Source organism: Methylophaga sp. (assembly GCF_030651745.1).
Genome location: NZ_JAUSCC010000115.1, coordinates 1 through 23,615 on the forward strand (window position 1 = coordinate 1; position 23,615 = coordinate 23,615).

Annotated in this window: 28 protein-coding genes; 12 read left to right on the forward strand and 16 right to left on the reverse strand. The window is 45.0% G+C overall.

The genetic code is table 11. The features are described from left to right. Positions 1-64: 64 nt before the first annotated feature. Entirely contained in the window at positions 65-907 is an 843-nt protein-coding gene (locus Q7V21_RS13020; protein WP_304917697.1) for an HDOD domain-containing protein, read from the forward strand. Between the two features lie 49 nt (positions 908-956). Here the strand turns inward: Q7V21_RS13020 and Q7V21_RS13025 are convergent, their stop codons facing one another. The 8 genes from Q7V21_RS13025 to dsbG form a co-directional block, all read right to left on the reverse strand. Next, on the reverse strand, positions 957-1,382 hold the full coding sequence (locus Q7V21_RS13025) for a VOC family protein (protein WP_304917698.1): 426 nt from the start codon (positions 1,380-1,382) through the stop codon (positions 957-959). Positions 1,383-1,592: 210 nt separating this feature from the next. After that, the gene (locus Q7V21_RS13030) at positions 1,593-1,988 is read right to left on the reverse strand and encodes a DoxX family protein (protein WP_304917699.1); all 396 of its coding nucleotides are present in this window, start codon (positions 1,986-1,988) and stop codon (positions 1,593-1,595) included. A gap of 260 nt (positions 1,989-2,248) precedes the next feature. Continuing rightward, a complete protein-coding gene (locus tag Q7V21_RS13035; RefSeq protein ID WP_304917700.1) occupies positions 2,249-3,085 on the reverse strand; it encodes a 23S rRNA (adenine(2030)-N(6))-methyltransferase RlmJ in 837 nt (278 codons plus the stop codon). A gap of 97 nt (positions 3,086-3,182) precedes the next feature. Beyond that, complete coding sequence (locus tag Q7V21_RS13040) at positions 3,183-3,584, reverse strand: GFA family protein (protein WP_304917701.1); 402 nt, start codon at positions 3,582-3,584, stop codon at positions 3,183-3,185. A 24-nt stretch (positions 3,585-3,608) separates the two neighbouring features. Then, the gene (locus Q7V21_RS13045) at positions 3,609-4,712 is read right to left on the reverse strand and encodes an NADH:flavin oxidoreductase/NADH oxidase (RefSeq protein ID WP_304917702.1); all 1,104 of its coding nucleotides are present in this window, start codon (positions 4,710-4,712) and stop codon (positions 3,609-3,611) included. 78 nt (positions 4,713-4,790) lie between these two features. Beyond that, positions 4,791-5,582, reverse strand: a complete 792-nt coding sequence (locus Q7V21_RS13050; protein ID WP_304917703.1) for an SDR family NAD(P)-dependent oxidoreductase — start codon at positions 5,580-5,582, stop codon at positions 4,791-4,793. Positions 5,583-5,632: 50 nt separating this feature from the next. Beyond that, positions 5,633-6,436: a TlpA disulfide reductase family protein gene (locus tag Q7V21_RS13055; RefSeq protein ID WP_304917704.1), complete on the reverse strand. Its 804-nt coding sequence runs from the start codon at positions 6,434-6,436 to the stop codon at positions 5,633-5,635. Beyond that, a complete protein-coding gene (gene dsbG, locus Q7V21_RS13060) occupies positions 6,433-7,194 on the reverse strand; it encodes a thiol:disulfide interchange protein DsbG (protein WP_304917705.1) in 762 nt (253 codons plus the stop codon). Before dsbG ends, Q7V21_RS13055 begins: the two co-directional genes overlap by 4 nt. A gap of 188 nt (positions 7,195-7,382) precedes the next feature. Between dsbG and Q7V21_RS13065 the strand changes: the two genes are divergently transcribed. The 3 genes from Q7V21_RS13065 to Q7V21_RS13075 all read left to right on the forward strand — a co-directional run bounded on the left by Q7V21_RS13065 (position 7,383) and on the right by Q7V21_RS13075 (position 12,387). Then, positions 7,383-8,573: a YbfB/YjiJ family MFS transporter gene (locus Q7V21_RS13065; protein ID WP_304917706.1), complete on the forward strand. Its 1,191-nt coding sequence runs from the start codon at positions 7,383-7,385 to the stop codon at positions 8,571-8,573. 158 nt (positions 8,574-8,731) lie between these two features. After that, the gene (locus tag Q7V21_RS13070) at positions 8,732-10,870 is read left to right on the forward strand and encodes a TonB-dependent siderophore receptor (protein ID WP_304917707.1); all 2,139 of its coding nucleotides are present in this window, start codon (positions 8,732-8,734) and stop codon (positions 10,868-10,870) included. After that, positions 10,870-12,387 carry a PepSY domain-containing protein gene (locus tag Q7V21_RS13075; RefSeq protein WP_304917708.1) on the forward strand — a complete coding sequence of 506 codons (1,518 nt, stop codon included), beginning with the start codon at positions 10,870-10,872 and terminating at the stop codon, positions 12,385-12,387. The genes Q7V21_RS13070 and Q7V21_RS13075 overlap by 1 nt, the downstream gene beginning before the upstream one ends. A gap of 42 nt (positions 12,388-12,429) precedes the next feature. On the opposite strand, the gene Q7V21_RS13080 is transcribed toward Q7V21_RS13075, so the two are convergent. Together Q7V21_RS13080 and Q7V21_RS13085 are read right to left on the reverse strand one after the other, a co-directional pair. Next, a complete protein-coding gene (locus Q7V21_RS13080) occupies positions 12,430-12,756 on the reverse strand; it encodes a hypothetical protein (protein ID WP_304917709.1) in 327 nt (108 codons plus the stop codon). Between the two features lie 39 nt (positions 12,757-12,795). Beyond that, entirely contained in the window at positions 12,796-13,545 is a 750-nt protein-coding gene (locus Q7V21_RS13085; protein WP_304917710.1) for a hypothetical protein, read from the reverse strand. 348 nt (positions 13,546-13,893) lie between these two features. On the opposite strand from Q7V21_RS13085, the gene Q7V21_RS13090 reads away from it, so the two are divergent. Together Q7V21_RS13090 and Q7V21_RS13095 are read left to right on the forward strand one after the other, a co-directional pair. Further along, positions 13,894-14,232, forward strand: coding sequence for a helix-turn-helix transcriptional regulator (locus tag Q7V21_RS13090; protein ID WP_304917711.1), 339 nt, complete (start codon positions 13,894-13,896; stop codon positions 14,230-14,232). Between the two features lie 21 nt (positions 14,233-14,253). Continuing rightward, positions 14,254-14,799: an SRPBCC family protein gene (locus tag Q7V21_RS13095; protein ID WP_304917712.1), complete on the forward strand. Its 546-nt coding sequence runs from the start codon at positions 14,254-14,256 to the stop codon at positions 14,797-14,799. A 132-nt stretch (positions 14,800-14,931) separates the two neighbouring features. Here Q7V21_RS13095 and Q7V21_RS13100 read toward each other — a convergent pair whose 3' ends face one another. From Q7V21_RS13100 to Q7V21_RS13110, 3 genes are all read right to left on the reverse strand, one after another. Then, the gene (locus tag Q7V21_RS13100; RefSeq protein ID WP_304917713.1) at positions 14,932-16,125 is read right to left on the reverse strand and encodes an NAD(P)/FAD-dependent oxidoreductase; all 1,194 of its coding nucleotides are present in this window, start codon (positions 16,123-16,125) and stop codon (positions 14,932-14,934) included. A 70-nt stretch (positions 16,126-16,195) separates the two neighbouring features. Next, a complete protein-coding gene (locus Q7V21_RS13105; protein ID WP_304917714.1) occupies positions 16,196-16,858 on the reverse strand; it encodes a toluene tolerance protein in 663 nt (220 codons plus the stop codon). A gap of 21 nt (positions 16,859-16,879) precedes the next feature. Next, the gene (locus tag Q7V21_RS13110) at positions 16,880-17,455 is read right to left on the reverse strand and encodes an isoprenylcysteine carboxylmethyltransferase family protein (RefSeq protein WP_304917715.1); all 576 of its coding nucleotides are present in this window, start codon (positions 17,453-17,455) and stop codon (positions 16,880-16,882) included. 296 nt (positions 17,456-17,751) lie between these two features. Between Q7V21_RS13110 and Q7V21_RS13115 the strand changes: the two genes are divergently transcribed. After that, complete coding sequence (locus tag Q7V21_RS13115; protein ID WP_304917716.1) at positions 17,752-18,282, forward strand: NlpC/P60 family protein; 531 nt, start codon at positions 17,752-17,754, stop codon at positions 18,280-18,282. A 67-nt stretch (positions 18,283-18,349) separates the two neighbouring features. Then, positions 18,350-18,847, forward strand: a complete 498-nt coding sequence (locus Q7V21_RS13120) for a tetratricopeptide repeat protein (protein ID WP_304917717.1) — start codon at positions 18,350-18,352, stop codon at positions 18,845-18,847. A gap of 20 nt (positions 18,848-18,867) precedes the next feature. Here Q7V21_RS13120 and Q7V21_RS13125 read toward each other — a convergent pair whose 3' ends face one another. Next, entirely contained in the window at positions 18,868-19,173 is a 306-nt protein-coding gene (locus tag Q7V21_RS13125; RefSeq protein WP_304917718.1) for an MGMT family protein, read from the reverse strand. A gap of 140 nt (positions 19,174-19,313) precedes the next feature. On the opposite strand from Q7V21_RS13125, the gene Q7V21_RS13130 reads away from it, so the two are divergent. The 3 genes from Q7V21_RS13130 (at position 19,314) to Q7V21_RS13140 (ending at position 21,491) form a co-directional block, all read left to right on the forward strand. Next, on the forward strand, positions 19,314-19,751 hold the full coding sequence (locus tag Q7V21_RS13130) for a DUF3617 family protein (protein WP_304917719.1): 438 nt from the start codon (positions 19,314-19,316) through the stop codon (positions 19,749-19,751). Between the two features lie 253 nt (positions 19,752-20,004). Continuing rightward, a complete protein-coding gene (locus Q7V21_RS13135; RefSeq protein ID WP_304917720.1) occupies positions 20,005-20,952 on the forward strand; it encodes a trypsin-like serine protease in 948 nt (315 codons plus the stop codon). 113 nt (positions 20,953-21,065) lie between these two features. Next, entirely contained in the window at positions 21,066-21,491 is a 426-nt protein-coding gene (locus Q7V21_RS13140) for an MAPEG family protein (RefSeq protein ID WP_304917721.1), read from the forward strand. 6 nt (positions 21,492-21,497) lie between these two features. Here the strand turns inward: Q7V21_RS13140 and Q7V21_RS13145 are convergent, their stop codons facing one another. Beyond that, positions 21,498-22,049, reverse strand: a complete 552-nt coding sequence (locus tag Q7V21_RS13145; RefSeq protein WP_304917722.1) for a hypothetical protein — start codon at positions 22,047-22,049, stop codon at positions 21,498-21,500. A 95-nt stretch (positions 22,050-22,144) separates the two neighbouring features. Between Q7V21_RS13145 and Q7V21_RS13150 the strand changes: the two genes are divergently transcribed. Further along, positions 22,145-22,678, forward strand: coding sequence for a gamma carbonic anhydrase family protein (locus tag Q7V21_RS13150; protein WP_370654063.1), 534 nt, complete (start codon positions 22,145-22,147; stop codon positions 22,676-22,678). On the opposite strand, the gene Q7V21_RS13155 is transcribed toward Q7V21_RS13150, so the two are convergent. Beyond that, positions 22,675-23,520, reverse strand: coding sequence for an HDOD domain-containing protein (locus Q7V21_RS13155; protein WP_304917723.1), 846 nt, complete (start codon positions 23,518-23,520; stop codon positions 22,675-22,677). The genes Q7V21_RS13150 and Q7V21_RS13155 overlap by 4 nt on opposite strands. Positions 23,521-23,615 lie beyond the last annotated feature (95 nt).

The window sequence follows — 23,615 nt, forward strand, 5'->3', positions numbered from 1 at the left end:
GCAAACCAAGCAAAATAACTGAAAATCATTCACACTTCAAATTGATTTATTACAGTGGATTAATATGAGTCAACAAGACCAATTGTACACGACGATCATTAATGATCTCCAAAAGGGAAAACTGGTACTGCCTACATTGCCTGAGGTTGCTCTCAAGGTACGTGAGGTTGCCAACAATCCGGATGTGTCTGCAGCGCAACTTGCTGAGGTCATAACCACTGATGCGGCGTTATCAGCCCGACTTATAAAAGTGGCCAACAGCCCACTCTATCGAGGTCGCGTTGAAGTTGAATCAGTACAGACTGCCGTTTCTCGTCTCGGCATTCCGATGGTTCGCAACCTGGTCACCAGTCTGGTGATGGAACAAATGTTCCGTCCTACCAATAAAAAACTGGAAAAACGCATGCGCGATTTATGGCAACACAGTATCGAAGTTGCCGCAGCCAGTCAGGTCATCGCCTCCAAACAACCAAATATTGCCAACGATGAAGCGATGCTGGCAGGGTTGATACACGAAATCGGTGCGCTGCCAATTCTGATGAAAGCCGCAGATATGCCGGAATTGCTTGAAGATACTCGTCGTCTCGACACCTTGATTGAAAATCTGTATCCCAAAATTGGCGAAGCCATCCTTAAAAGTTGGGACTTCCCGGAAAACCTCGTCACGGTTGCGGCAGAACATGCCAATTTAAATCGTAACAGCCAGAACGGCCCGGATTTAACGGACGTTGTGCAAGTCGCCAGTCTGCAAAGCTACTTTAATACCAGTAAAGCGCTGGATCCGAATACCCGTGATAAGGTTCTGTCCTTCCGTAAACTGGGTATTGATACAGGTATCAGTGTGGTGGAGCTGGATGAAAATAGCGAAGAGTACGCCGCTGCATTAGCGCTGTTCCAGAATATGTAAACCGCTGCATTTGTTTTTAATTTAAAAGGCTATCTACGGGTAGCCTTTTTTATTTATCGTATTCTGGTAAAAAATCCGGGTTCCAGACAATTTCCCAAAGATGCCCATCCGGATCCTGGAAATAGCCAGCATAGCCACCCCAAAACGTTTTCTGTGGGGATTTGACAATCTTGGCGCCCGCCATTGATGCCTGCTGCATAACCTCATCCACATCGGTTTCGCTGAGAACATTGTGTGCAAGGCTCATCACTGCTGGTCCATCGGATAATGGTAATCCGGTATCTTCGGCCAGACTTTGTTGCGGGAATAAAGCGAGTTTCAAACCTTGCTGTAAATCGAAAAACGCCACCGTTCCCTGAGCAAATTCCTCACCAACAATACCTTGCGTATGAAGCCCCATACCTTGCTGATAAAACCTGACGGCTCGGTGTAAATCTTTCACACCCAGAGTAATCATTGAAATATATGGCTTCATTAATCTGCTCCTTGCCAACTTTATTCATACCAACATATGGCACAAACCCCGGATACCCGTTAAGTCTTCACTTTGTTAGTGGGAATCGTCACGACAATTTGCCATTTCATTCAGATTGGATAGGTTGATATTCCATCGCCGTTATCGTCACCCGCATCAACCATTTCTGACCAATGCGGGTGAAAATGACATTCACTTTACTGCAATGTTTTAAGGGTTACTGTTACGCAGGTTATCTACACTCCAGGCACCACCGCCAGCAACAAACAGATACAAAAAGATAAAGCTGAATAACGCGGCTAATTCACCATTATTCAGCAATGGCCAGAATGCCTGTGGTGCGTGGGCAATAAAATAGGCCACGGCCATCTGTCCCGATAAAATAAACGCTACCGGCCGGGTAAAGAGGCCGATGAGGATCAAAAAGCCACCAACGATTTCCAATACGCCAGCAACGCCTGATAGCGTAAACAAATCAAATTCATAACGTTGTGGTGCCGGAAACCCAAATAATTTTTGTCCACCGTGTTGCATAAACATAAATGCAGTCACGATTCGCAGGATACTCAATACACGTGGCTGCCACGCTGCATAAAAACGTTCCATTCGCTCTCTCCTTTGCTTTAAGTCTTCAGCTAATTATTTGATTACACTCGGTTATCTTATTAATTAAAGTCGGTGTAATGGTTTAGTCGTTCTTATTAAAGAACTCAGGCGATAGTAGCAGTAATTCAGTGCAAGTACATAGCAGACAAGACTGACCTGCTGCCTGTCCAGGTCTAAGCAAACGTAGGGATTTTTTATGATTTGATTAATGCTGTTAATAACTTCATTGTGGTTTTTTATCCTTCCCCCTAGGGCTGGGATTATTCTGCCACCAGCACTTCTGCTTTATAAAAAGCACCGCTATCGACTGCCAAGGTATTGGTCAGTTTTGGCAATAGCTGATTCATCGTCTCCATCAGCTGCCACGGTGGATTGATCACAATCATGCCTGATGCTGTCATACCCCGTTGCTCAGAATCCGCCGTGACAGCCAATTCAAAACGTTGAATATTTTTGATGCCGCTTTTAATAAATTGTTTTTCCAGACGAATGACTCGACTGCGCTCCACCACCGGATACCAGATGGCATAACTACCAGTGGGAAATTTTGCATAGGCTTTTTCAACGGTTTGAAACACCAAATCGTAATCAGATTTGATTTCATACGAGGGGTCGATCAATACCAGACTTCGTCGTGATACAGGCGGCAATAAGGATAACAGGCCTTTTAACCCATCCTCACGCATCACTCTTGCCCGCTTAACCTTCTGGGTATTTTGCAATAACAGACCCGCATCTTCCGGATGCAATTCGTACAACCAGGCCCGATCCTGGTGCCGCATACAATGCAAAGCCACAAACGGAGAACCGGGATAATACTCCAGCGTTTTGCCTGAATTCACGGCATCAATCACGGCAAAATACGTAGCCAATTCCGGCCAGTCAGCAGGGTTTAATTTAGCAATACCATTTTGATATTCCCGCAGTTTCTCGGCATGAGCCGATGCCAGATGATAAAGCCCAGCCCCGGCATGCGTGTCTATGTAGTCAAAGGCTTTTTCTTTTTTACCTAGATGCTGCAAAATCTCAATTAATACAATATGTTTGAGCACATCGGCAAAATTGCCAGCATGAAATGAATGGCGATAGCTTAGCAAGTGAGATCCTGATTATTTTTTGAGGGATAGTGAATCGAAAAACAGCAAATTACGCTTAGCCAGCTGATTTGGCAAAAATACTTCATATAGCTTTACGTTAACTATCTCGATCCGAGACATGATTGATACCATCATTGACTCTGACCTCCCCCAACTCGAAAGGATTCACACCTTTCAGGCAGGCGAGATTAAAGCCAAATAAATCAGGGTTTGCTCGGGTCTGGTGATGGGTATAAATCCCGCAGATTGAACAAAAATAATGCTTTGCCGTCATGGTATTGAACTGATAGAGAGTAAGCTTATCGGCTCCTTTGGTGATTTTCAGGCCAGAAAGCGGAACATAAGCTGCGATGGCACCCTTTCTCCGACACATGGAACAATCACAACGCCGGGGATCTTCAATCCCTTTTGGTAAATGCACAACAAACTCAACCTCACCACAATGGCAACTGCCTTTATGGTGAGGCTGGATTTGAGTATTGCCTATTTTGGTGATCATTGTCTGTCAGCTACTGTTTAATTTTCAGCTATCTGGAGCATGGTAACGCGACAGCCAATGCGCATAAGGTGCGGGTAACACCCAGGCAGGATCAGCAATCTTTAATGTTTTAGCCGCATGGTATGGCCAATGAGGATTAGCCAAATGAGCACGCCCCACCATAACAAGATCCATTTGTTGATCAGTAATAACCTGGTTCACCGTGTTAGGTTCATCAATACCCCAGGCTGAAGCGACTGGGATTTCAGCTTCACGACGCACACGTTCGGTAATCGGTGCCAATAATGCCGGTCCCCAGGGAATATTTGCATCAGGGGTAGAAAACCCAATACTGACACTGAGTAAATCCAGACCTGATTGTTTAAATTGGCGGGTCAGATGGATCGATTCACTCAAGGTTTCTTCATCACGGCCATCATATTCAATGACACCAAAACGGGCAACTAATGGCAGATTTTCTGGCCAGACTTCACGCACCGCCTGTAATGTTTCCAATAAGAATCGGCTGCGACCGGCCAAATCTCCACCATATTGATCATCACGTTGATTGGAATGTATTGAGAAAAAACTCTGTGCCAGATAACCATGAGCAAAATGCAGTTCCAACCATTCAAATCCTGCGGCTTTAGCGCGTTTGGCTGCAGCTACGAAGTCCGCCTTAACCCGTTCAATATCGTCCAGAGTCATTGCTTTGGGGACTTTGGGTAAATTGGCACCAAATGCCACAGCAGAAGGCGCTATGGTTTGCCAGCCTTGTGAATCATTTTCAGCTAAATGATCATCACCTTCCCATGGACGATTAGCGCTGGCTTTACGTCCCGCATGAGCAATCTGAATACCCGGACAGGCACCCGCTTTTTTAATGGCTGAAGCAATTTTTGCCATACCTTCAGCTTGGGCATCGTTCCATATTCCAGTACATCCTGGCGTTATTCTGCCCTCTGGACTGACTGCCGTGGCTTCAACAATCACCAGACCCGCGCCGCCACGGGCTAATTGCGTGTAATGTGCCAGATGCCAATCTTTGGTGTGTCCATCATTAGCGCTGTATTGGCACATCGGTGGTACCGCAATGCGGTTGCGTAACGTCACATCTTTCAGTGAAAACTCAGTAAACAAAGCTGTCATAAGGTGTCTCTTGTTAAAAATAAAACTCAAAAATATCTCTGGATCTTGTTTTGATAATGTTAGTAATCGGATAAATGCTTAAAAAGCGCTTTTAATTACTCCACCGTCAACGCGCACAGCGGCCCCCGTGGTGGCCGAAGCTAATGGACTTGATAGATAGCACACCATTGAGGCGACCTCTTCGGTGGTGGCAAAACGCTTAATCAATGAAGTCGGTCGGACGTGTTCAAAAAAGTCTTTTTCAAAGGCTTCGATACTCTGTCCTTCTTTGGCTGCCAGATCGGTAACAAAGGTTTCAACACCTCGTGAACTGGTCGGCCCCGGTAATACTGAATTAACCGTAATATCGGTGCCAGCAACCTGCTCTGCCAGACCACGGGCGATGGCAATCTGAGCCGCTTTAGTCATGCCGTAATGAATCATCTCTTGCGGGATCTGCACCCCGCTTTCACTGGAGATAAATATCACCCTTCCCCAGTTTTGTTGTTTCATTGCTGGCAGATAGGCCCGCGTCAAACGTACGCCGCTAAGTACATTTACCTCAAAAAAGCGCAGCCAGTCTTCATCAGGAATATCTTCAAATGCTACTGGCTCAAAGATACCCAGATTGTTAATCAGGATATCTACCTTGGGATACTGCTGAGTTAATTTTTCAGCTTCAGCTGCCAGAGATAGATCACCGGCAAAACCAGTCACTTCGCCTTTCGCTGTGGATGTTAATGATTCAATAGCTTGTTGTACCGACGCCTCAGAGCGACCATTGACGATCACATTAGCCCCTTCTTCGGCCAGTGCCTTGGCAATGGCGTAACCAATACCTGCGGTACTGCCGCTGATGAAAGCGGTTTTGTTATCAAGCTGCAGATCCATAAAAACTCCTTTCAAAGGGTAAATTACACAGGGTTAACATGACGTGTGGATTACATTGAAAGCCTTTGTAAGGTAGCGCTTAACGAAGCCGCAGAGACTTCTCCCATATGACTTTCCACCAGCATGCCCTGCTGATCAAAAAATAATGTAACGGGCAGACCGTATGCATTGAATATGTCAGCAACTTTGCCCGTTTTATCCAGAAGAACATGATCAAAGGTCAGTTTGTTGTCAGTCAGAAATTGCTCAATTGTTTCTGCTGACTCCTGCTGATTAAGCATCACAAAGCGGATATCGGCATACTGTTGTTGTGACTTCTCAAAAGCAGGCATTTCACGTTGACAGGGTGGACACCAGCTTGCCCATAAATTCACTACTGTGACGTTCTCTCCCGCAAATTGATTTAACGAAACCTGCTCCCCATCAAGTCGTTCGAGGCTTACATCCGGTATTAAGGTTGGTTCACGGCCCGCATTCAGCATGAACGAGGTCACTGAAAAGAACAGCAGAATGGATAAGGCTCCGCCAAACAAAGCAATACGTTGTTGCGGCAGACGCTTGATTTGCCAAAGCAGAAACAGCACCATCGCAATCATGCCGGAAACCCAATCCACGCCACGATCCCGAAAATCCAGCATCCGCCAGAAAGAGTCATATTGATCAGCAAAGCGGATGACAAACACGATACGCCCAATCACCAACCCGAATAACAGCATCATCAACAACGGATCGGTTACCGAACCTTCTTTTTTTCTGGCTAGAAAAGATGCCACCAATATGCCAAACAAACCGCTGCCAAATAACAGCAAAGGCTCAAGTGGTATGGCAAAGGGGCCGATGTTAATTGACATCATTTTCCAAACATCTTGCTGATATCGTCACGCATTGGCATGCCTTCCACCAGTCGTACATGACCGTTTTCATCTTTATAGACACTGGTTGGGGTCGCCATCAGGCCGAGTTGTTCCATCAGCAGATTATTTTCTTCTACCAGCAATCGTCCCTCGGCTGAGGCGGTTTCATCTGAGTTTGTAGCTGCATTCCCGGAATGTTGGATATGTTGCTGCAAGGCTGCTTCCGGCGAATCAGCTGCCAGAATTGATGCGGCTTTTTGGATGCTGTCTTCCTGCAAAATCCCCACTACGATATGGCGAAACTGTACGTCACCAGATGCAATATAAGGCTCTGCCGTTTCACGTAAGCGTTGGCAATACGGACAATATGGATCGGTAAAGGTGTAAATAATCTGTTTTGCGTTTGGTGGACCATCCTGAATCCATTTTGCCTGCTCCAGTATTTGCCAGACTTTTTCGTTCTGGGGAGCACTGACCAGTTCATACAGAGCCGCTTCGCCCAAATCATCGCCTTGTGCATTTATCAGATTACCAATCAGCGCATACTGTTTGTCTTTCGTCAGATAAATGCTCATCGGTTGACCTTGAATACTGGCAGCATAGCCCGTCAAACCGGCAGACGTTTCAAAAGTGTCGATGATGGTAACGCCCTGTTCTTTGATATAAGTAATAACTTCCGGTTCCTGCTGTTCGGCTATCGCCCAATAACTGCCCAGGCCGATAAAAAGTAACAAAACAGGGACGATAATTTTCTTCATGGATAACTCCGGTAGACGGTTGCATTAAAGACTAACTTAGTGTGATTAAGTGGGGATTAACTAAGCGAATGGCAATCCTTCGCCAGAAAACACACTATATTCTGAGATACATTTTTCACAATAACGCAGCTTGGGAAAACTTGTGGTAAAACATAGGGCGGCTTTTCCACTCAGGTCAGATTCTGTTTATGAGCACAAACTGGTTTCAACTCTCTCCACGCTATCAGGTGATATTGGCAGGTATTTGTGCATTAATCCTGACGGTGGGCATTGCCCGGTTTGCTTACACACCGTTTTTACCCGTTATGCTCAATGAAACCTCTCTGGATAAACTCACTGGCGGTTGGTTAGCAACCTTTAATTACATTGGGTATCTGAGTGGTGTTGTGCTGATTTCGTTCTTAACCAGCCTGAAAACCAAATTTCTGTTTTACCGGATCAATCTTGTGCTGGCTGTGCTTAGCACGCTGTTAATGGCCGTCACCACAGACATTGTTTTATGGAGCATCCTGCGGTTTATCGGCGGTCTTTCCAGCACAGCAGGGATTATTCTTGCTGCTGGCTTTGTCATGGGTTGGCTGAAACAGAATGGCTTTAAATCTGCTTTGGGAATTCATTTTTCCGGACTGGGTTTGGGCATAGCGATCCCCGGTATCGTTATTGTGTTGATAACGCCTTATTACAACTGGGCTGAGCAATGGGTGATTATGGGGCTATTCGGTATTTTGTTTTTTTTGCCCGCCTGGTTTCTGATGCCTGCCCCTGCCTCGCAACACACTGCAGCAGCAGATTTTACAGCCCCCAACACTAAATGGATGAGATTAATGATCGCCGCTTATGCCTGTGCCGGGGTGGGTTATGTGATCAGTGCAACGTTTATTGTGGCGATATTGGAAGACATGCCGAGTTTAACCGGCAAAGGCAGCTTAATCTGGGTAATGTTGGGGATCGCGGCGGTTCCATCCTGCATCATCTGGGACAAAGTGGCAGATCGCATTGGTGAGACTCGAGCCATCATCACAGCTTATTCAATGATATTGCTTTCAATCCTGATCCCACTTTTCAGCGAATCGCTGTTATTGAATGTGATTGGGGCATTATTATTTGGCGCCACCTTTGCCGGTATTGTCAGTCTGATGCTGGTCTACGTTGGGCATAAATTTCCCCACAATCCTGCCAAAGCGATGGCAAAACTGACAATAAGTTACGGCATAGCCCAACTTATTGCACCGGCCCTCGCAGGATATCTCTCCACTTTGACAGGCAACTATCTCTCGTCATTATGGATGGCGGCAGCAGTCATGCTCACCGGTATTTTCTTTGTCTGGCGGGTGCAAAAATTTGAAACCAGTTTATTAATTAACACCTCCAGCCATTAATTTGCCCGAAGGAAATATGCTCAGTTTAGCCTGTTCAACAACCAGACCTTACTCTTGGTGAAAATTGAGTCATTTGCCATATTCTTAGCGCAAATCACCGATTTTTGCCCATAATTTCCTCGGTAACATGCTTCGCTTAATTTTGCGGAGCTTTGCCAATGTCCAGAAAAATCGTCTACATCTCTATGTTGTTTACAGGTATGAGTTCACCGGCTTTCGCCGAAACAATTAATGATACCCCCCAATCCTTAGATGCTTTGGTTGTCACGGCAGATAAAAACCATCGCGCTGTTATCGATCTTGATACCCCAACAGAGGTGGGATCACGCCTGGGTTTATCTGCCCGTGAAAACCCAGCATCGGTTGCTATTGCTGATCGTCAATTGATGGAGCAGATTGGGGCTCGTGATTTTCAGGATGCTGTCAATGTGCTGCCGGGAGTTAATGCCACTGCGCCACCAGGTTGGGGCGGCAATGTATCTTATCGTGGCTTTAACGGATCACAGGTAAACCAGTTATATAACGGTATCAGTTTGGCTTATAGTTCTTCCAACCGTCCCATTGGTGCCTGGATATATGATCGCGTTGAATTAATCGGTGGGCCTTCTTCTTTCTTATATGGCACCAGCTCTGTCGGTGGTAGCGTCAACTATGTCACCAAAGTAGCTGAACGTACGGATCAAGAAATCACTGGTCGCCTGAGTTATGGTCGTTATGACAGCACTGAATCTGCCATTGGTTTTAACAAAGCGTTGAATGACAGCAACTGGATCCGTCTGGATTACAGTCACACCAGTACCAATGGTTATATTGATCGTCAGGAAAACCGCGCCGACAACATGGCTTTTTCATGGCTCACCGACCTTAGCGACAAGCTATCGCATACCTTGGCACTGGAATATCTGGAAGAAAAAGAAGACAGCACCTACTGGGGTTCACCAGTATTAAATCCTCAAACTGGCACGCTGAAAATCAATAAAAGCACCCGCTTCAGAAACTACAACGTAGATGATGGTCGTTACGAGCAGCGTGTAGCCTGGTTACGCTCCGTCACCGACTATCAGTTCAATGATAAAACGGCATTACGTAACACCTTCTATCATTATGATGGTCAACGTGATTACCGTAATCTGGAAAAATACGCCTACACCGATAACACAAACTCAGCAATTGAACGTTCTGCCGGCTATCAGCAACGCCATAATCAGGAAATGAACGGCAATCGTATTGAATTAACTCATCAGAGTGAATTGTTTGATCGTAAAAGTGACTGGGCATTTGGTGCCGACTACAGCATCAATCAGCAAACAATTTATCCGACCTCGGTCAGAGACGTGTTTGACACTGTGGATCCTGATAACTTCGTTCCCGGAAATTTTTACGATATCCCCGGCATGGGGGCCTTGCAAAGGGGTCGTAGCAATAAAGTCAAAACCTTCGCGGTATTTTCCGAAAATAGACAGGAATTAAGCGATCGTCTGGCGCTGGTTTCTGCTTTACGCTTTGACCATATCAACTTTCGTCTAACACCATCCCCAGGAGCAAGTGATATTACTCGCAACTGGGATACTGTCACCGGCCGCTTGGGTTTGGTATTTGATGTCACAGACGATGTAAGTGTATATACGCAATACAGTACTTCAGCCGAACCACCAGGCGGCACACTGACCAGCGCAGCAGAATCGCAAGTACAGGATTTTGATATCAGCAAAGGTCGTCAAATCGAAGTGGGCAGCAAATTTAATTATCTGGGTGGACGCGGCAGCGCCACCATCGCGGCCTATCATATCGTTCGTAAAGATATATCCGTTGCTTCGCCCACTGTTGCAAATCAAACGGTACAAGCAGGACAACAATCCTCGTTAGGGCTCGAGCTGGCCACCTCATTTCAAATCACGCCTGAGTTAAGAACTGAGGCAAACGTGGCGTTTGTCAGAGCAAAACTGGATAAGTTCTCCGATGCCTCCGGCAATTATGATGGCAAACGGCCCCATAACATTCCGGATCGCCTGGCAAATTTATGGTTTATCTATGAACCTGATAATGCATGGGAAACGGGTATCGGCGCTCGTTATGTTTCTTCGGTGTATCAAAACTACGCGAATACTCGCAGCATCCCCTCCTATATCCTGTACGACGCTTTTGTTCGTTACAACGTAAATGAAAATCTCGGTGTCACCCTGCGTGGACGTAACCTTTCCGATAAGCTCTACGCCACGTTCATTCACCAATCCAATGTGCAGTATTACGTCGGCGAACCACGCAGCGTCGAATTATCATTGGATCTGAAATACTGATGAGACAGTTGTTTCTGTGGCATCGTTGGCTTGGGATTGGTCTATGCCTGTTTATGAGCTTATGGTTTATATCGGGCATGGTCATGCTATTTGTTGGCTACCCCAAACTGACTCACGCAGAACATTTACAAAGCTTGCCTGTTTTAGCAGTCGAGGCAGATTATATTGATGTTAATCAGGCAATTATAACGAGCGGCCAAGCAAAGCCACCGACCGAAGTTAAACTCAGTTCAATTGCTGGCAAACCTCATTATTTATTACGCTTTCCTGAGCAGGCCGTGATTGCCATTGATGCCATCACTGGACAAAAAATTGACACCACAAATCAGGATCAGGCTTTGGCATCTGCCCAAGCCTTTTATCCTGCTGCTAAACCCGAATATATCGGGCGAATAGAGCACGATAGCTGGACTTTATCTCGCGATCTTGATCCTGAACGACCTTTACATAAAATTCGACTGAGTGATGATGCCGGTCGCATTCTGTATATTTCTTCGCATTCCGGCAGAGTCATCCGTGATGCAACCTTTCAGGAGCGTTCATGGGGTTGGCTTGGTGCCTGGTTGCACTGGCTTTATCCATTTCGCAATCTAAGCTGGTGGAGCAAGCTGATAATTTATCTTTCGCTGGGGGCTACAGCGATGGCTGTTCTAGGTCAGTTTATTGGCATCAAACGCTGGCGCTTTAACAGAACCTATCGCAGTGGTTCGCATTCACCCTATTCCCACGGCAATATGCGCTGGCATCATCTTGGTGGCATGTTGTTTGGGTTTCTGTTAATTGCATGGATTTTCAGTGGTTTAATGTCTATGAATCCCTGGAACTTGTTGGCCAATAAATCGGAGATTGATATTCAGAGCTTTAAGGGAGAAGCACTCAATAACTTCAATACAAATACTACTACGGCAGAGCTTATCCAAAATTTCCAGCAGGCAGGTATTCAGCCTCGTGAGCTGGTCTGGAATAAAGTTGCTGGTAAAGATTGGGTAACGGCTTACGATGAACACGGGCAAAGTCGAGTACAAGCCCTATCATCAACTGCGCTTGTACTACAGATTGTTCCATTTATGGCATTAAAACACGCAGTTCAGAGTATGTCTGACACGCAAAAATTTCAGCTTGAATGGGTGAAGGATTATGATTTTTACTATTTTGCCCGAGAACAACAAAGCATGTACGGCGCAAGAGAAAGACCGTTACCAATTTTACGCGCCAAGTTTGATGATCATGCTAAAACGTGGATTCACATTGATCCAAATAATGGGGTGGTCATTGAAAGCATCGATCAAAACCGCCGCATAGCACGCTGGTTATTTAATCTATTGCATAGCTGGGACTGGCAACCTTTACTGGATCGCCCACTATTACGTGAAAGTCTAATCATCCTCTTCAGTATTGGCGGGCTGATCATTTGTATTAGCGGGACAATTCTTGGCTGGCGCCGAATTAGAAGAAAAGTTAACTCTTCCGTTAAGCTTCAGAAATTCATCAACAACAATCAGGTTAATGATATTTAAGCTATCAGTCAGATATCACTACATTATTGCCAATAAGTTTACTTATTCGGTTAATGTAAGTAGCGTTCCATCCGGACGTTGTAATGTTTTGTCATCAATACGTTTGAATGTGAGGTTGATATCTCCGGAAGTAACTACTTCATCGCTGCTTACCTTATAAGTAAAGCTATACGAGCCCGGTACGCCACCAATCAATTTCCCCTCGCCATCATCATTAAACTCATATCCGGTGCCAAATCGGGAGTCAACATAGGTCCCTTCCTGAAAATCAGATCCACAGGCCGTAAGTGTTATCGCCAACAGAAATGGGAGCACAGTTGATGAAGTTGCTGGCTTAATTGATTGAAATAAGTTTTTTAAGATTTCCATAAATCTACCTCCGATAATGAACAGTTGATGATTAGCAAATCAGTTCTTTTCACCATGAGAAAAGCGATCCATGATCGGTTTAAATGCCAGTATGGCTTCCTCTTTAATGTTATTGGCATTGATAACTCGACCATGTCGATAGCTGTTAAAGCCTATGTAATACAAAACGAGTTGCAACAGTGCAACCAGGATAAACAACGCACTGCCAATGCTCAGAAAAATAATCAAGGTTAAGACGAGATACACCACACTGAGCATGGCAAGGTGATTTTTATCCAGATCATTCAGCTGTTGTGGATAGAGAAAATAGCCCAGTATCGCCAGCATAAATCCCAGCAACGCCGCTATAGCCAGAGGGGGAAATAACAATCCCCCGCCAGCACCTATAAGAAAAAGTATGTATGTGTAGTGAGTATATTTTTCGTTAGCGATGAAGCCCAAAAGTCTGTTATCGGTAATGGTTTCACCCGTCTCACCATCCAAAGACTGCATCTGTTTTATCTGTTTGTTCTGGGCAAAAAACACAATCACACCAGCCACTAACAAAAGGATCCCTAACCAGAAAACCATCGGACTATAAGATGGCCCCTCACTTAAAAATGACGCTCCCTGACAAATTGGTGGAGTGGAATATATGCACGCCATCATTTGCATGGTGACATCCTTATTCCCATAGCGGCTCATCGTATCCAATGCGGATGCATAAGCAGCAAAAAACCACACTACTGATAAAAGCAGGAACGCAATACCTGACAGCATCAGAATCAAGCAAAGTTTTCTCGGGTTCATCGTTAGAACTCCTTTTCAAAGGATTGAAAAAAATACGACATGCATTGTTCAGGCAGACAATAAACTGGAATATGGGGCATTAAGGAAAAGCCGTGCATTGAAAGCTGGCTGTTGAAGGCATACTGCAGCATGAGAGCCATGATTGGCTCAAATGACTACTGACAGGAAAAGTTCAATAGGCATCAAGCACATCCATAAAACTTTTTTGTGAAATATTTCACATTTCCATTTCAGCCGCAAGTTTTATTTGTTGAATAAACCATTTAAATTTTCATCCATAACAGTGACTTACATTATTATTAAACCAAATGGTTGACAATCATTATTGATAAGAGGATATTAAACCTTATGGTTGAATATAGCGCGACAAAATTAGATGATCTATTTCATGCTCTGGCTGACCCTACACGGCGCTCGATGTTGCAGGCATTGACTAAGCAAAGTTTATCCGTTGGAGAGCTGGCTGAGCCTTTTGATATGTCTCTGGCAGCGGCTTCCAAACATATTCGGGTATTGGAACTGGCAGGATTGATTAATCGCAAAGTTCAAGGCAGGAGTCATATCTGCGAACTGAATGCAGCGCCGATGCATGGTGGGCTTGAATGGATACAACATTACCAGCGCTTTTGGAATCAGCAGCTCGATACGCTGGAGCAATTGCTTAATACGCCAGATACGAATGAATAACCTTATTGAGGAGTAAATATCATGCCCAACGGTTATGGTAAATTAATTGCCCCTGATACCTTACATATTGAACGCACATTACCCGGGCCCATTGAGCGCGTCTGGCGTTATTTGACTGAAGCAGATTTACGCAAACAGTGGCTGGCTGCCGGTCCCATGGAATTGGAGATCGATGGCAATGTCACATTGATATTTCATAATAATTCGTTGACTCCTCACGAAGATCTGCCACCCGAAAAATATGCCGATTATGGGGAAGAGCATGTGATAAAAGGCACTATTACAGCCTGTGACCCACCATTTTTACTGAGCTACACCTGGCCGATGGGTGAAAATGAACTTTCAGAAGTCTGCTTTCAATTAGCTGAGAAAGGTGAAAAAGTTCAGTTACAGATTACCCATTCACGTCTGACTCAAGCAGATCAGAAACTCTCTGTAGCTGGCGGTTGGCATACGCACCTGGAAATCCTGCTGGCGCAGCTTGAAAGTCGTACTCCACCGCCATTTTGGTCTACCCACGCTAAACTGGAAGCGGAATACGTGAGACAGTTTGATATGGCTGAATAACAGACACTTTCAACCGTTCATGGTGGGGTTGCCAAAACGGTCTAGCAGCAAACTGAACTGCTAACTGAACCATAATTATCAAGTGGCATTAGAATTTCACGATCTAGCGTTATAGCTTGTTTCGTACTGCCATTAAACAAACTGCCCGGCAGCCTGACCGGAAGCCCATGCCCACTGGAAATTGTGACCTCCCAAATGCCCGGTGACATCCACTACTTCGCCAATGAAATACAGTCCCGGATGATCCTTGCATTCCATGGTTTTCGAAGATAACGCATCGGTATCAATACCACCCAGAGTCACTTCGGCGGTTCGATATCCTTCGGTACCGGAGGGCTTTACCGTCCAGGGTTGGCAATGCTTAATAATCTGTTCAATATCGGTATCCGAAAGCTGGCCTACCGGCTTATCTTCAATCCACTGCTCACACCAAAGCTGGGCAACCCGCCGGGTAAGTTTTTCAGCGAGAATAGTTTTAAGGGCTGTTTTGGATTTTTCCCGACGCATTTCGTTTAAATACGCGGTTAAATCAATTCCAGGAAACATATCAATCTGCAGCGATTCACCTGGCTGCCAATAACTGGATGCCTGCAATATTGCCGGGCCACTTAAACCGCGATGGGTAAACAGAATATTCTCGTGAAACGAACAGGTGTTTGTTTCTGTGATCGTGTCCAGCGAAATACCACTTAACTCTGCCAGCGGTTTGAGTTTGTGATCATCCAGTACCACAGGGACTAATCCCGCTCGTGTCGGTAATACTGGAATATTGAGTCTTCGGGCCAACTCAAAACCAAACCCTGTCGCGCCCATTTTCGGGATCGACAAGCCACCGGTAGCAATCACCAGGGACTCGCATTGCAATTTACCCTGTGCCGTTTCCAGTATTTTTTGACTGCCGGTTTCGACCACTTGAACCGGAGTATCAGTCTGGATGGTAACAGCTGCCGCTTCACACTCGGCTAGCAACATTTGCAGGATATCTTTTGAAGATTCATCACAAAATAATTGGCCCAGCTTTTTTTCGTGATACGCGATCTGATGTTTTTCAACCAGTTCAATGAAGTGCCAGGGGGTGTAACGGCTAAGGGCTGATTTGACGAAATGCGGATTACTGCAAATAAAGTTTTCCGGACCGCTGTACATATTGGTGAAGTTACAGCGCCCACCACCGGACATCAGGATCTTTTTACCCACCTTATTTGCATGATCGAGTACCAGCACGCGTCTGCCTCGTTGACCGGCAGCAATGGCACACATCAATCCTGCCGCACCGGCGCCGATAATGATTACATCGTATTCGTTGGAAGCTTTATTTGTCGTCATGTGCGGGCATTTTACGCAAAAATGCCCAATCTGACTGAGAAGTTGAACCCCAGGTAAATCCTTTCGGAAACTAGGTGGACATCACTTTACCGATAACACGCTCAATCCAGCTCAATTCACGCAGTGGCAAATCAGCAGAATGACGATAGCCTCTGATAAGCGCCTCAATCAAATCACCGTGATTGGTCCATTCTTGTGGATAGCGGAAAAAATGCCGCCAGTTGCGACGTCTCGCCCAACGGCTTAAAGACCAGGAATGAAAACGCATATCCAGAATATCGATAAGTCCAAATTCCATTCCGTTAACAATAATGTTGCCCGGATGTATTGAACGAAAATAAATACCGCGTCGCTGTACTCTCGCCAGAAAAACACCTAAGCGGTACATCAAATTAGCATCGGCTTCGTTGGAGTTAACGATATCTCGCAAGGTACGACCGGGTAACGGAGAGTAGATAGCGACGGTATGCGCCTCACCGACGATGCGATGTAACGACTTCACCTTCAAAGTTGGAATGTCGAGCTGTTCTAATTGATAGGCATTACGTGCAAATTTAACCGCTGCGGGTGCAAGCAGTTCGCGGTTAAAAAAACGTTTGCGGTAAAAATATTTTAAAAACTGACCATCTGACAACACTGCCACTTTCGGACCTTTTTTGTCTTTTTCGATCACAGTAGCCTTCTCCATCAAAGAGGCTAGAGCTTCACGAGAAAGTGGTCGAATATTAAGCATGGTTGTTTTCCAAAACGGTTTTCACTGCTGATGTATTAAACGAAGGCGCGGCAATATATCACCTGTACGAGACATATACTCAAGATAATGCTCACCGTATTGTTCAAGCCCATCTTCCTCTTCGCGAGGAACTCTTAAAAAATAAACCAGCGCAAAGGTCAATAACCCTGCTACACCGGCCAACCAATTTTGCGACAACAATAATTGCGCTACAGCTAAAACTAACAGTGCTGTATAAAAAGGGTAACGTATGTAGCAATAAATACCTTTGGGAACGAATACTTTTTGTTGCTTGCCGGGTGCACGATAATCACGGGCGGCCCTGTAGAGCAACCAGATCCCCAAGCCTCCACTAACGATACCTACCCATGCCATTTCATCGTAATAAGGCAAGTCGGCGAATTCTATCCAAGGCAGCGTCGCATCAATCAGCGGAATACTGACCATTGAAACCAGTGTAATAATCGTCAGTGCAACAACTTCACCATCCCATTGATTATTACTTGAAAATCGCCAGCGGCTATTTTTTGAAAACAACGCCAGTGCGGCCCCGGCAATAAGGATTATTAATACTAACTCAGAAAGTTGATCTGTCATTTCCCTACCTTAATTACGTTATTAATTCATTAAAAATGCTGTGTTTAGACAGCAAATAATCTGTAAGCAATTAATAACTTATCGAAAGCTTATGGCAATATTATTACTATAGTAACGATACAGACCAAAATATGTATATATTTCTCTGGCAGAAGGGGCAGCCATGCAGTGAATAAAGGTTCACAGCTTCATATTTTCCCCAATAAAAGCCATTTTTTAAGAAAATAATGTTTAATTGCAGAACTTTATAGTTTTTAATCTGTTTGAATAACTGAGAAAACAAAACCATAGATCCAATGACTGAAACATATCGCTTATTTTTTATTACGCCACAATGGCGTTTATTATTGTTGTCATTACTGGCCATACTGACCGGCTGTAGTACCACCCCGCCTGTTCAAACTTCAGCACCAGACCGTGCCCAACTCCCCACTCCGACAGTTGAAGCTTTTTATTATGATGAAATCCAGGCCATGCTATTGCTTTATCAACAACATGAAGCATGGCGAGGCACACCTTATCGCATTGGTGGAGTGAACCGCTCAGGAATCGATTGTTCGGCTTTTGTGCAAGTCACTTTCCGGGAGTTGTTTAGCGTGGATCTGCCACGAACCACTGAGCAGCAAATGCGCATTGGTGAACGTATTAACCGGAAACAGCTACAATCTGGCGATCTGGTGTTCTTTCGTAAAGGACGTCATGTCGGCATTTATATAGAAAACAATAAATTCCTCCATGCCTCGACCACAAACGGGGTGATGATTTCCAATATGGATAACACCTACTGGTCTCGCCACTTCTGGCAGGCAGTCAGCGTTCGTCGTTGAGATTTGTTCCGTCGGAACTGCGAGCTGTTATTATAGCTTCCGTTTTGAACTCATTCGGAAAAGCACTGTGAACAAACCCGAACCACTGACTCAAGAAGCATATTTAGAAAAATGCAAAAGCGCCGCCAGTAAAGGCAATGCAATCGCGCAAAATACGCTGGGATTTCTTTATCTCAATGGTCAAAGTGTCGAACAGGATTATCAGCAAGCAGCCAAATGGTTTCGTCATGCGGCCGATAATCATTATGCGCCAGCCCAATTTAATCTCGCCATCATGTACAAACTTGGCCAAGGGGTTGAGCAGAATCACTCTGAATCGATTAAATGGATGCAACTCGCTGCCAACCAAGGTTACGCTGAAGCGCAAAGCAACCTGGGCAATATGTATTATCAGGGTCTTGCGGTAATGCAGGATTATCAAATGGCGTATATGTGGTGGTCTTTAGCAGAACAAAATGGTGTGGAAGATCTTCAACATATCAAAACAGCCTTAATCAAAAAAATGACTGAGGCTGAAATCAACCAGGCCGAACAATCCATTAAACAATGGCAAAACAAGCAGTAGTTATAAATTAAATAGTGTTATCACCAACGGTACTTTGACAGATTGATTTTATTGCCCTCAAACTGAACGGCTTCTTTTTCCAGTAAAGACTTCTGTCTTAGAAAGGCAGCACTACCCACTGGAAAAGCAATCTCACCTTTGGCATTAACCACCCGATACCAGGGCAATTCAGAATCATCTGGAAGCTGTTTTAAAGTGGCGCCCACATAGCGCGCATGATTTGGATAACCACAAAGTTTGGCGATCTGCCCATAGGTCGTAACTTTTCCTGCAGGAATTAATGCCACCACCTGCCAGATAATTTCGTTAAGGCTTAACTGATTCAAATGACTTTTCTCTCTTTCCAGCGTTTAATTGCAGCTTTAAAACCTTTCACAACAAGCCATTGTCTATTGAACTCGACGACAAGTTTCATCACACTGACAGCATAAGCCAGTCTCTGCACCACATTAAGGAAATCTCAACCATGCTAAATGTTCTTCGTTCTTCCATGCTTTTTGCAAGTGTCGTGTTATTTAGCACCCAGGCTTTGGCAGAAACGCCGAATCTGCAACCTGGGCTGTGGGCATACACCAGCAACACCTCTATTGAAGGGCCAATGAATATGCCCCCACAGAAAAATAGTAATCAGGAGTGCCTGACACAGGCCAAACTGGATCAAGGGATAGATGTACTGAATATTCCTAAAAGCTGTAATGTGACACAGGCCGATATCAAACGCGACCGGGTTGATTATGCCGCCTCTTGCAATATGGAAGGCATCACCACTTTGTTTAAAGGCTATGCCACCTTCCATGGAAATAGTCTAAAGGGCAAAATGAGCAGCGATATGAATACCCCGCTCGGCCCAATGACAATGAAGACTGACTATCAAGGCGAACGCATTGGTGATTGCTCACCTTAATTGATAAACCACTTCATCATTGCTCCTGACAACTTCTTACGACGTCAGAGTCAGGCAACACACCCCATTCTCAACAAAATCCAGTTGTAATGGGGTGATTTTATCGGCATAGCCAATCTACTGCTTTATTAAAACTTACACGCCCTACTGCATCGTATTAAACTCATACAATTACTTGAACTTTTTGCATACAAAAATGCCTAGTTTTTAACTGTTTAAACTCCAACTTTCTGGTCTCAGGGAGGTGGTTTGAATGTGGCGTTTACTGTCAGTACTGTTTGGCTGCACTATCATGATGCCGGTTCATGCCGTTATCCACGGCGAACCAATGCCTATTGAGCAGGTTTCCACCGGCCAAATTCATATCGAGCAACTCAAATGGTATGGCGGCACCAATACTCAGGTGACTGAGCAGGATGAATGCAGCTCGGTGGTGGTGGGCACTCATCCGCTTACCGTTTTAACCGTTTCCCATTGTTTACGTGATTCAAAAATACACCCCATCACCCGAACTCCCGTGGTCAAAATCTTTTTAGGTCGCCCCGTACCCGCCATCCGTGCAGCACTTTACAATCGATTTAACGAAGTTGAAAACAACCTCGCTGCCGATCTGGCCGTTTTAATATTTGATGGCGATGCACCAGAAGGCATTGAAGCGATCCCGGTGCTCAGTTCACTTAATGCATCACAGGCATTAGTATGTGGCTATGGACGCGGTATTGACGATCGCAAGATTGATAACCCACGTTGTGCAGTCAAACCGTTACTGTCAGCTGAAGAAGACTTTTATCAGTTTGTACCTGAATTTTACGAACAGCTTGATCCCCTGTTACACCTGCAATTTCGTGCACAGTTTTTAGCCAAACACGCGATGGTAAGTTCAAGCTCAGCACTGTTAGCGGTGAGCCGGGTACAAAATGAGCGCTATCAATTCGATTTACCCATGCCAACACGCGGTGATTCTGGAGGCCCGTGGATTGTAAATCTTAATAATGGCCAACAAGGGGTCATCGCCCTAACCAGCTTTGTCGAAACCTTTTATCGTAAAAATAAACAATGGCCTTTTTTTAACGAAAATCGTGCTCCATTAATGGATTTTCCATATGCCGCCTTTGGCGTCCGGTTAGATACTGTGGAAGCCCAAGCCTTATTCAACAGGGCGCGTCTAGAAGGGGCTGACATTCATATGTTGTCTGAGTGAGTTTTTTTTATTGATCATGCTGTTTAGCCCTAAGCCTGGAACGAACAATCAATGCTAAGCTAGGGCTGATTACTTAAAACGCTTATTCGGCTTACCATTGAAGAGACTCAAAAATGACACTCGCAAATATTTATCAGCTGACTTTTTCCGGCTTGTTTATCATCTTGTTGACGCTGCTGGTGCAATGGTTTGTTGCCAGCAAAACCAAAGCCTCACAGGCTGGGGCGATCCCCGGCAAGATTGCTGAAAATCTGAGCCATGACTCTTTTGTGTTTAGAGCCCATCGCACTTTTATGAACTCCCTGGAAAATCTGCCATTAATGTTTGGCACCACGTTTATGGCAATTTTAATTGGTACCAATGCGTTATGGACCGGCATCATTGTGTGGATTTTTGCCATCGCCCGAATCGGGCATATGGCTTTGTATTATGTCATTGCCACCGAACAGAACCCCAGCCCACGAACCTGGTTTTTTATGATTGGTCTGCTGGCCAATGTGGCCTTATTGCTGTTATGTGGGGTTGAACTGTTTAGCTAATTTAACTTACATGATATTGCCTTCGCCAGGGCTGTATTGGGCAGCAATAACACTGTTGGCAATCAAAGCGTCACATTTCAAAACACCCGAAAAGTTAACCAATTGCGTATCCACTCTGAGATTACTAGCTGCCAAACTTAGCTGATCGGCATTCATCGATATTCTGCTGGCTGAAATCCTGATCTCGCCATCCGCACTTAAAGTCACTTGCTGGCCATAACTTGTGGCTAAAGTTAACGCATTTTCATCAACTGAAAGCGTGATCACATTTTCTGTATTGAATGCTAGTTGTAATGGAGCATTTTGCTGCTCGGCAATACAGACTGACTTTTCCATATATAGCACCAGAGCGTCACTATTTGAGTCATGGGCTAAATACATCACAGAGTCACCTACGGAAAAAACGGCTTTGACTTTAAAAGCCCCCAGCGGAATATTATTAACCTTGGCCCATAACTCTTCACCTGTAGTAATTGTCTGTACTCGAATTCGTCCTTGTTGTAACGGATCTTCAGTAGACACCACCATACCGCGATGTAATGCAAGATTGTTTGCCATATCAATCTCCTGATGATGTTTAAAATTGAATTTTGTTACTCGCAGACACTATTTGAAATAGAATTTTCATAACGCTAATCAGTGGGATAAACAAAGTGATTCGAAATTTTCGGGGAAAACAGCCTAAATTCGGTGAACGGGTTTGGCTTGATGACAGTGCCGTGATTATTGGCGATGTTGAAATCGGTGATGACAGCTCGGTGTGGCCGTTGGTGTCGATTCGTGGTGATATGCATCAAATCCGCATTGGCGCTCGCACCAGTATTCAGGATAACTCCTGTTTGCATATTACCCACGCCAGCAAATTTAACCCGGAAGGTCATCCGTTAACCATCGGTAATGATGTCACTGTGGGTCATATGGTAATGCTGCACGGCTGCACAATTGGTAATCAGGTTTTAGTTGGCATGTCCTCCACCATTCTTGATGGGGTGGTTATTGAAGACAAGGTTGTGATTGGGGCTGGTTCATTGGTGCCACCGGGGAAACGGCTTGAATCCGGTTATCTGTATCTCGGTTCACCGGTAAAACAAGTTCGGCCACTGACTGAAACCGAACTGAATTATTTCCAGTATGCCTGCCAGAACTATGTGAAACTGAAAAACGAATATCTGAATAACAATTATTAAGCCGCCAGCTGTTTGAGTCGCTCGTTGATCTGATCTTTCTTGGTTAATAGTTTCTGGGTATCTGCTAATTCGAACTCAACAATAGCGATGGATGACTGCGGAAAATTATCTGCCAACTCATCATTGAGCATGGCATCAGCAGCATACCTGGCCATGTTTACTACTGCGGCCAATTGACTTGCCTGTTTGTCAGTCGAAGGCGTTTCGAGATGTTGAATGGTTTCAATGACCAGAGCCGGCATGCGCCAGCGAATAACGATCATCTGCGAAACGATCAGCCAGTATTTCTCTTCCAGCTGATGAACAATGGCATCATCCAAAGGTAAACTTTGTTGCTCAGCAACATCAATCAGCGTTTGAAGTACTGCAGGGCGGCCGATTGAATGAATCAATCCCGCCAGAAAAGCGACTTCGACATTTACGTTGCAATGGCTGGCAATCTCCTTAGCCCACAATGATGTCGCCAGTGCCTGCTGCCAGATTGCCTCTGCATAGCCTTCATAACCCGGGGTATTGAATAATTTCGCATTGAGTACGGCGCTAATAGCAATTTCACTGACCGTTACCATACCCAGCCGGGCAATCGCCTGTTGCAGTGATGTCAGATTTGACATCGGAGTATAAGCTGCCGAGTTGGCGATACGCATCACATGCCCAGCAAGCGATGGATCACTTTCAATCAACCGCGCCATTTGACTTGCATCAGACTCTTTATCATTGGCCAGCATAAATGCTTTATTGGCGACTTCAGGCAGGATCGGAACCTCTACAAATCCCTCCGCAATAGCCTGGTTTAAAAGCGCTTCCAGTTCAGGTTCTGCCTGCTGATTATCATCTTGCATCTGTTCACCCATTGTTTTTATTCACTATGTATTTTCAAGCCATACCTTAATAGGGCTTTTTGCTGCTATGCGTTTGAGGATACTCCTCTATTTTT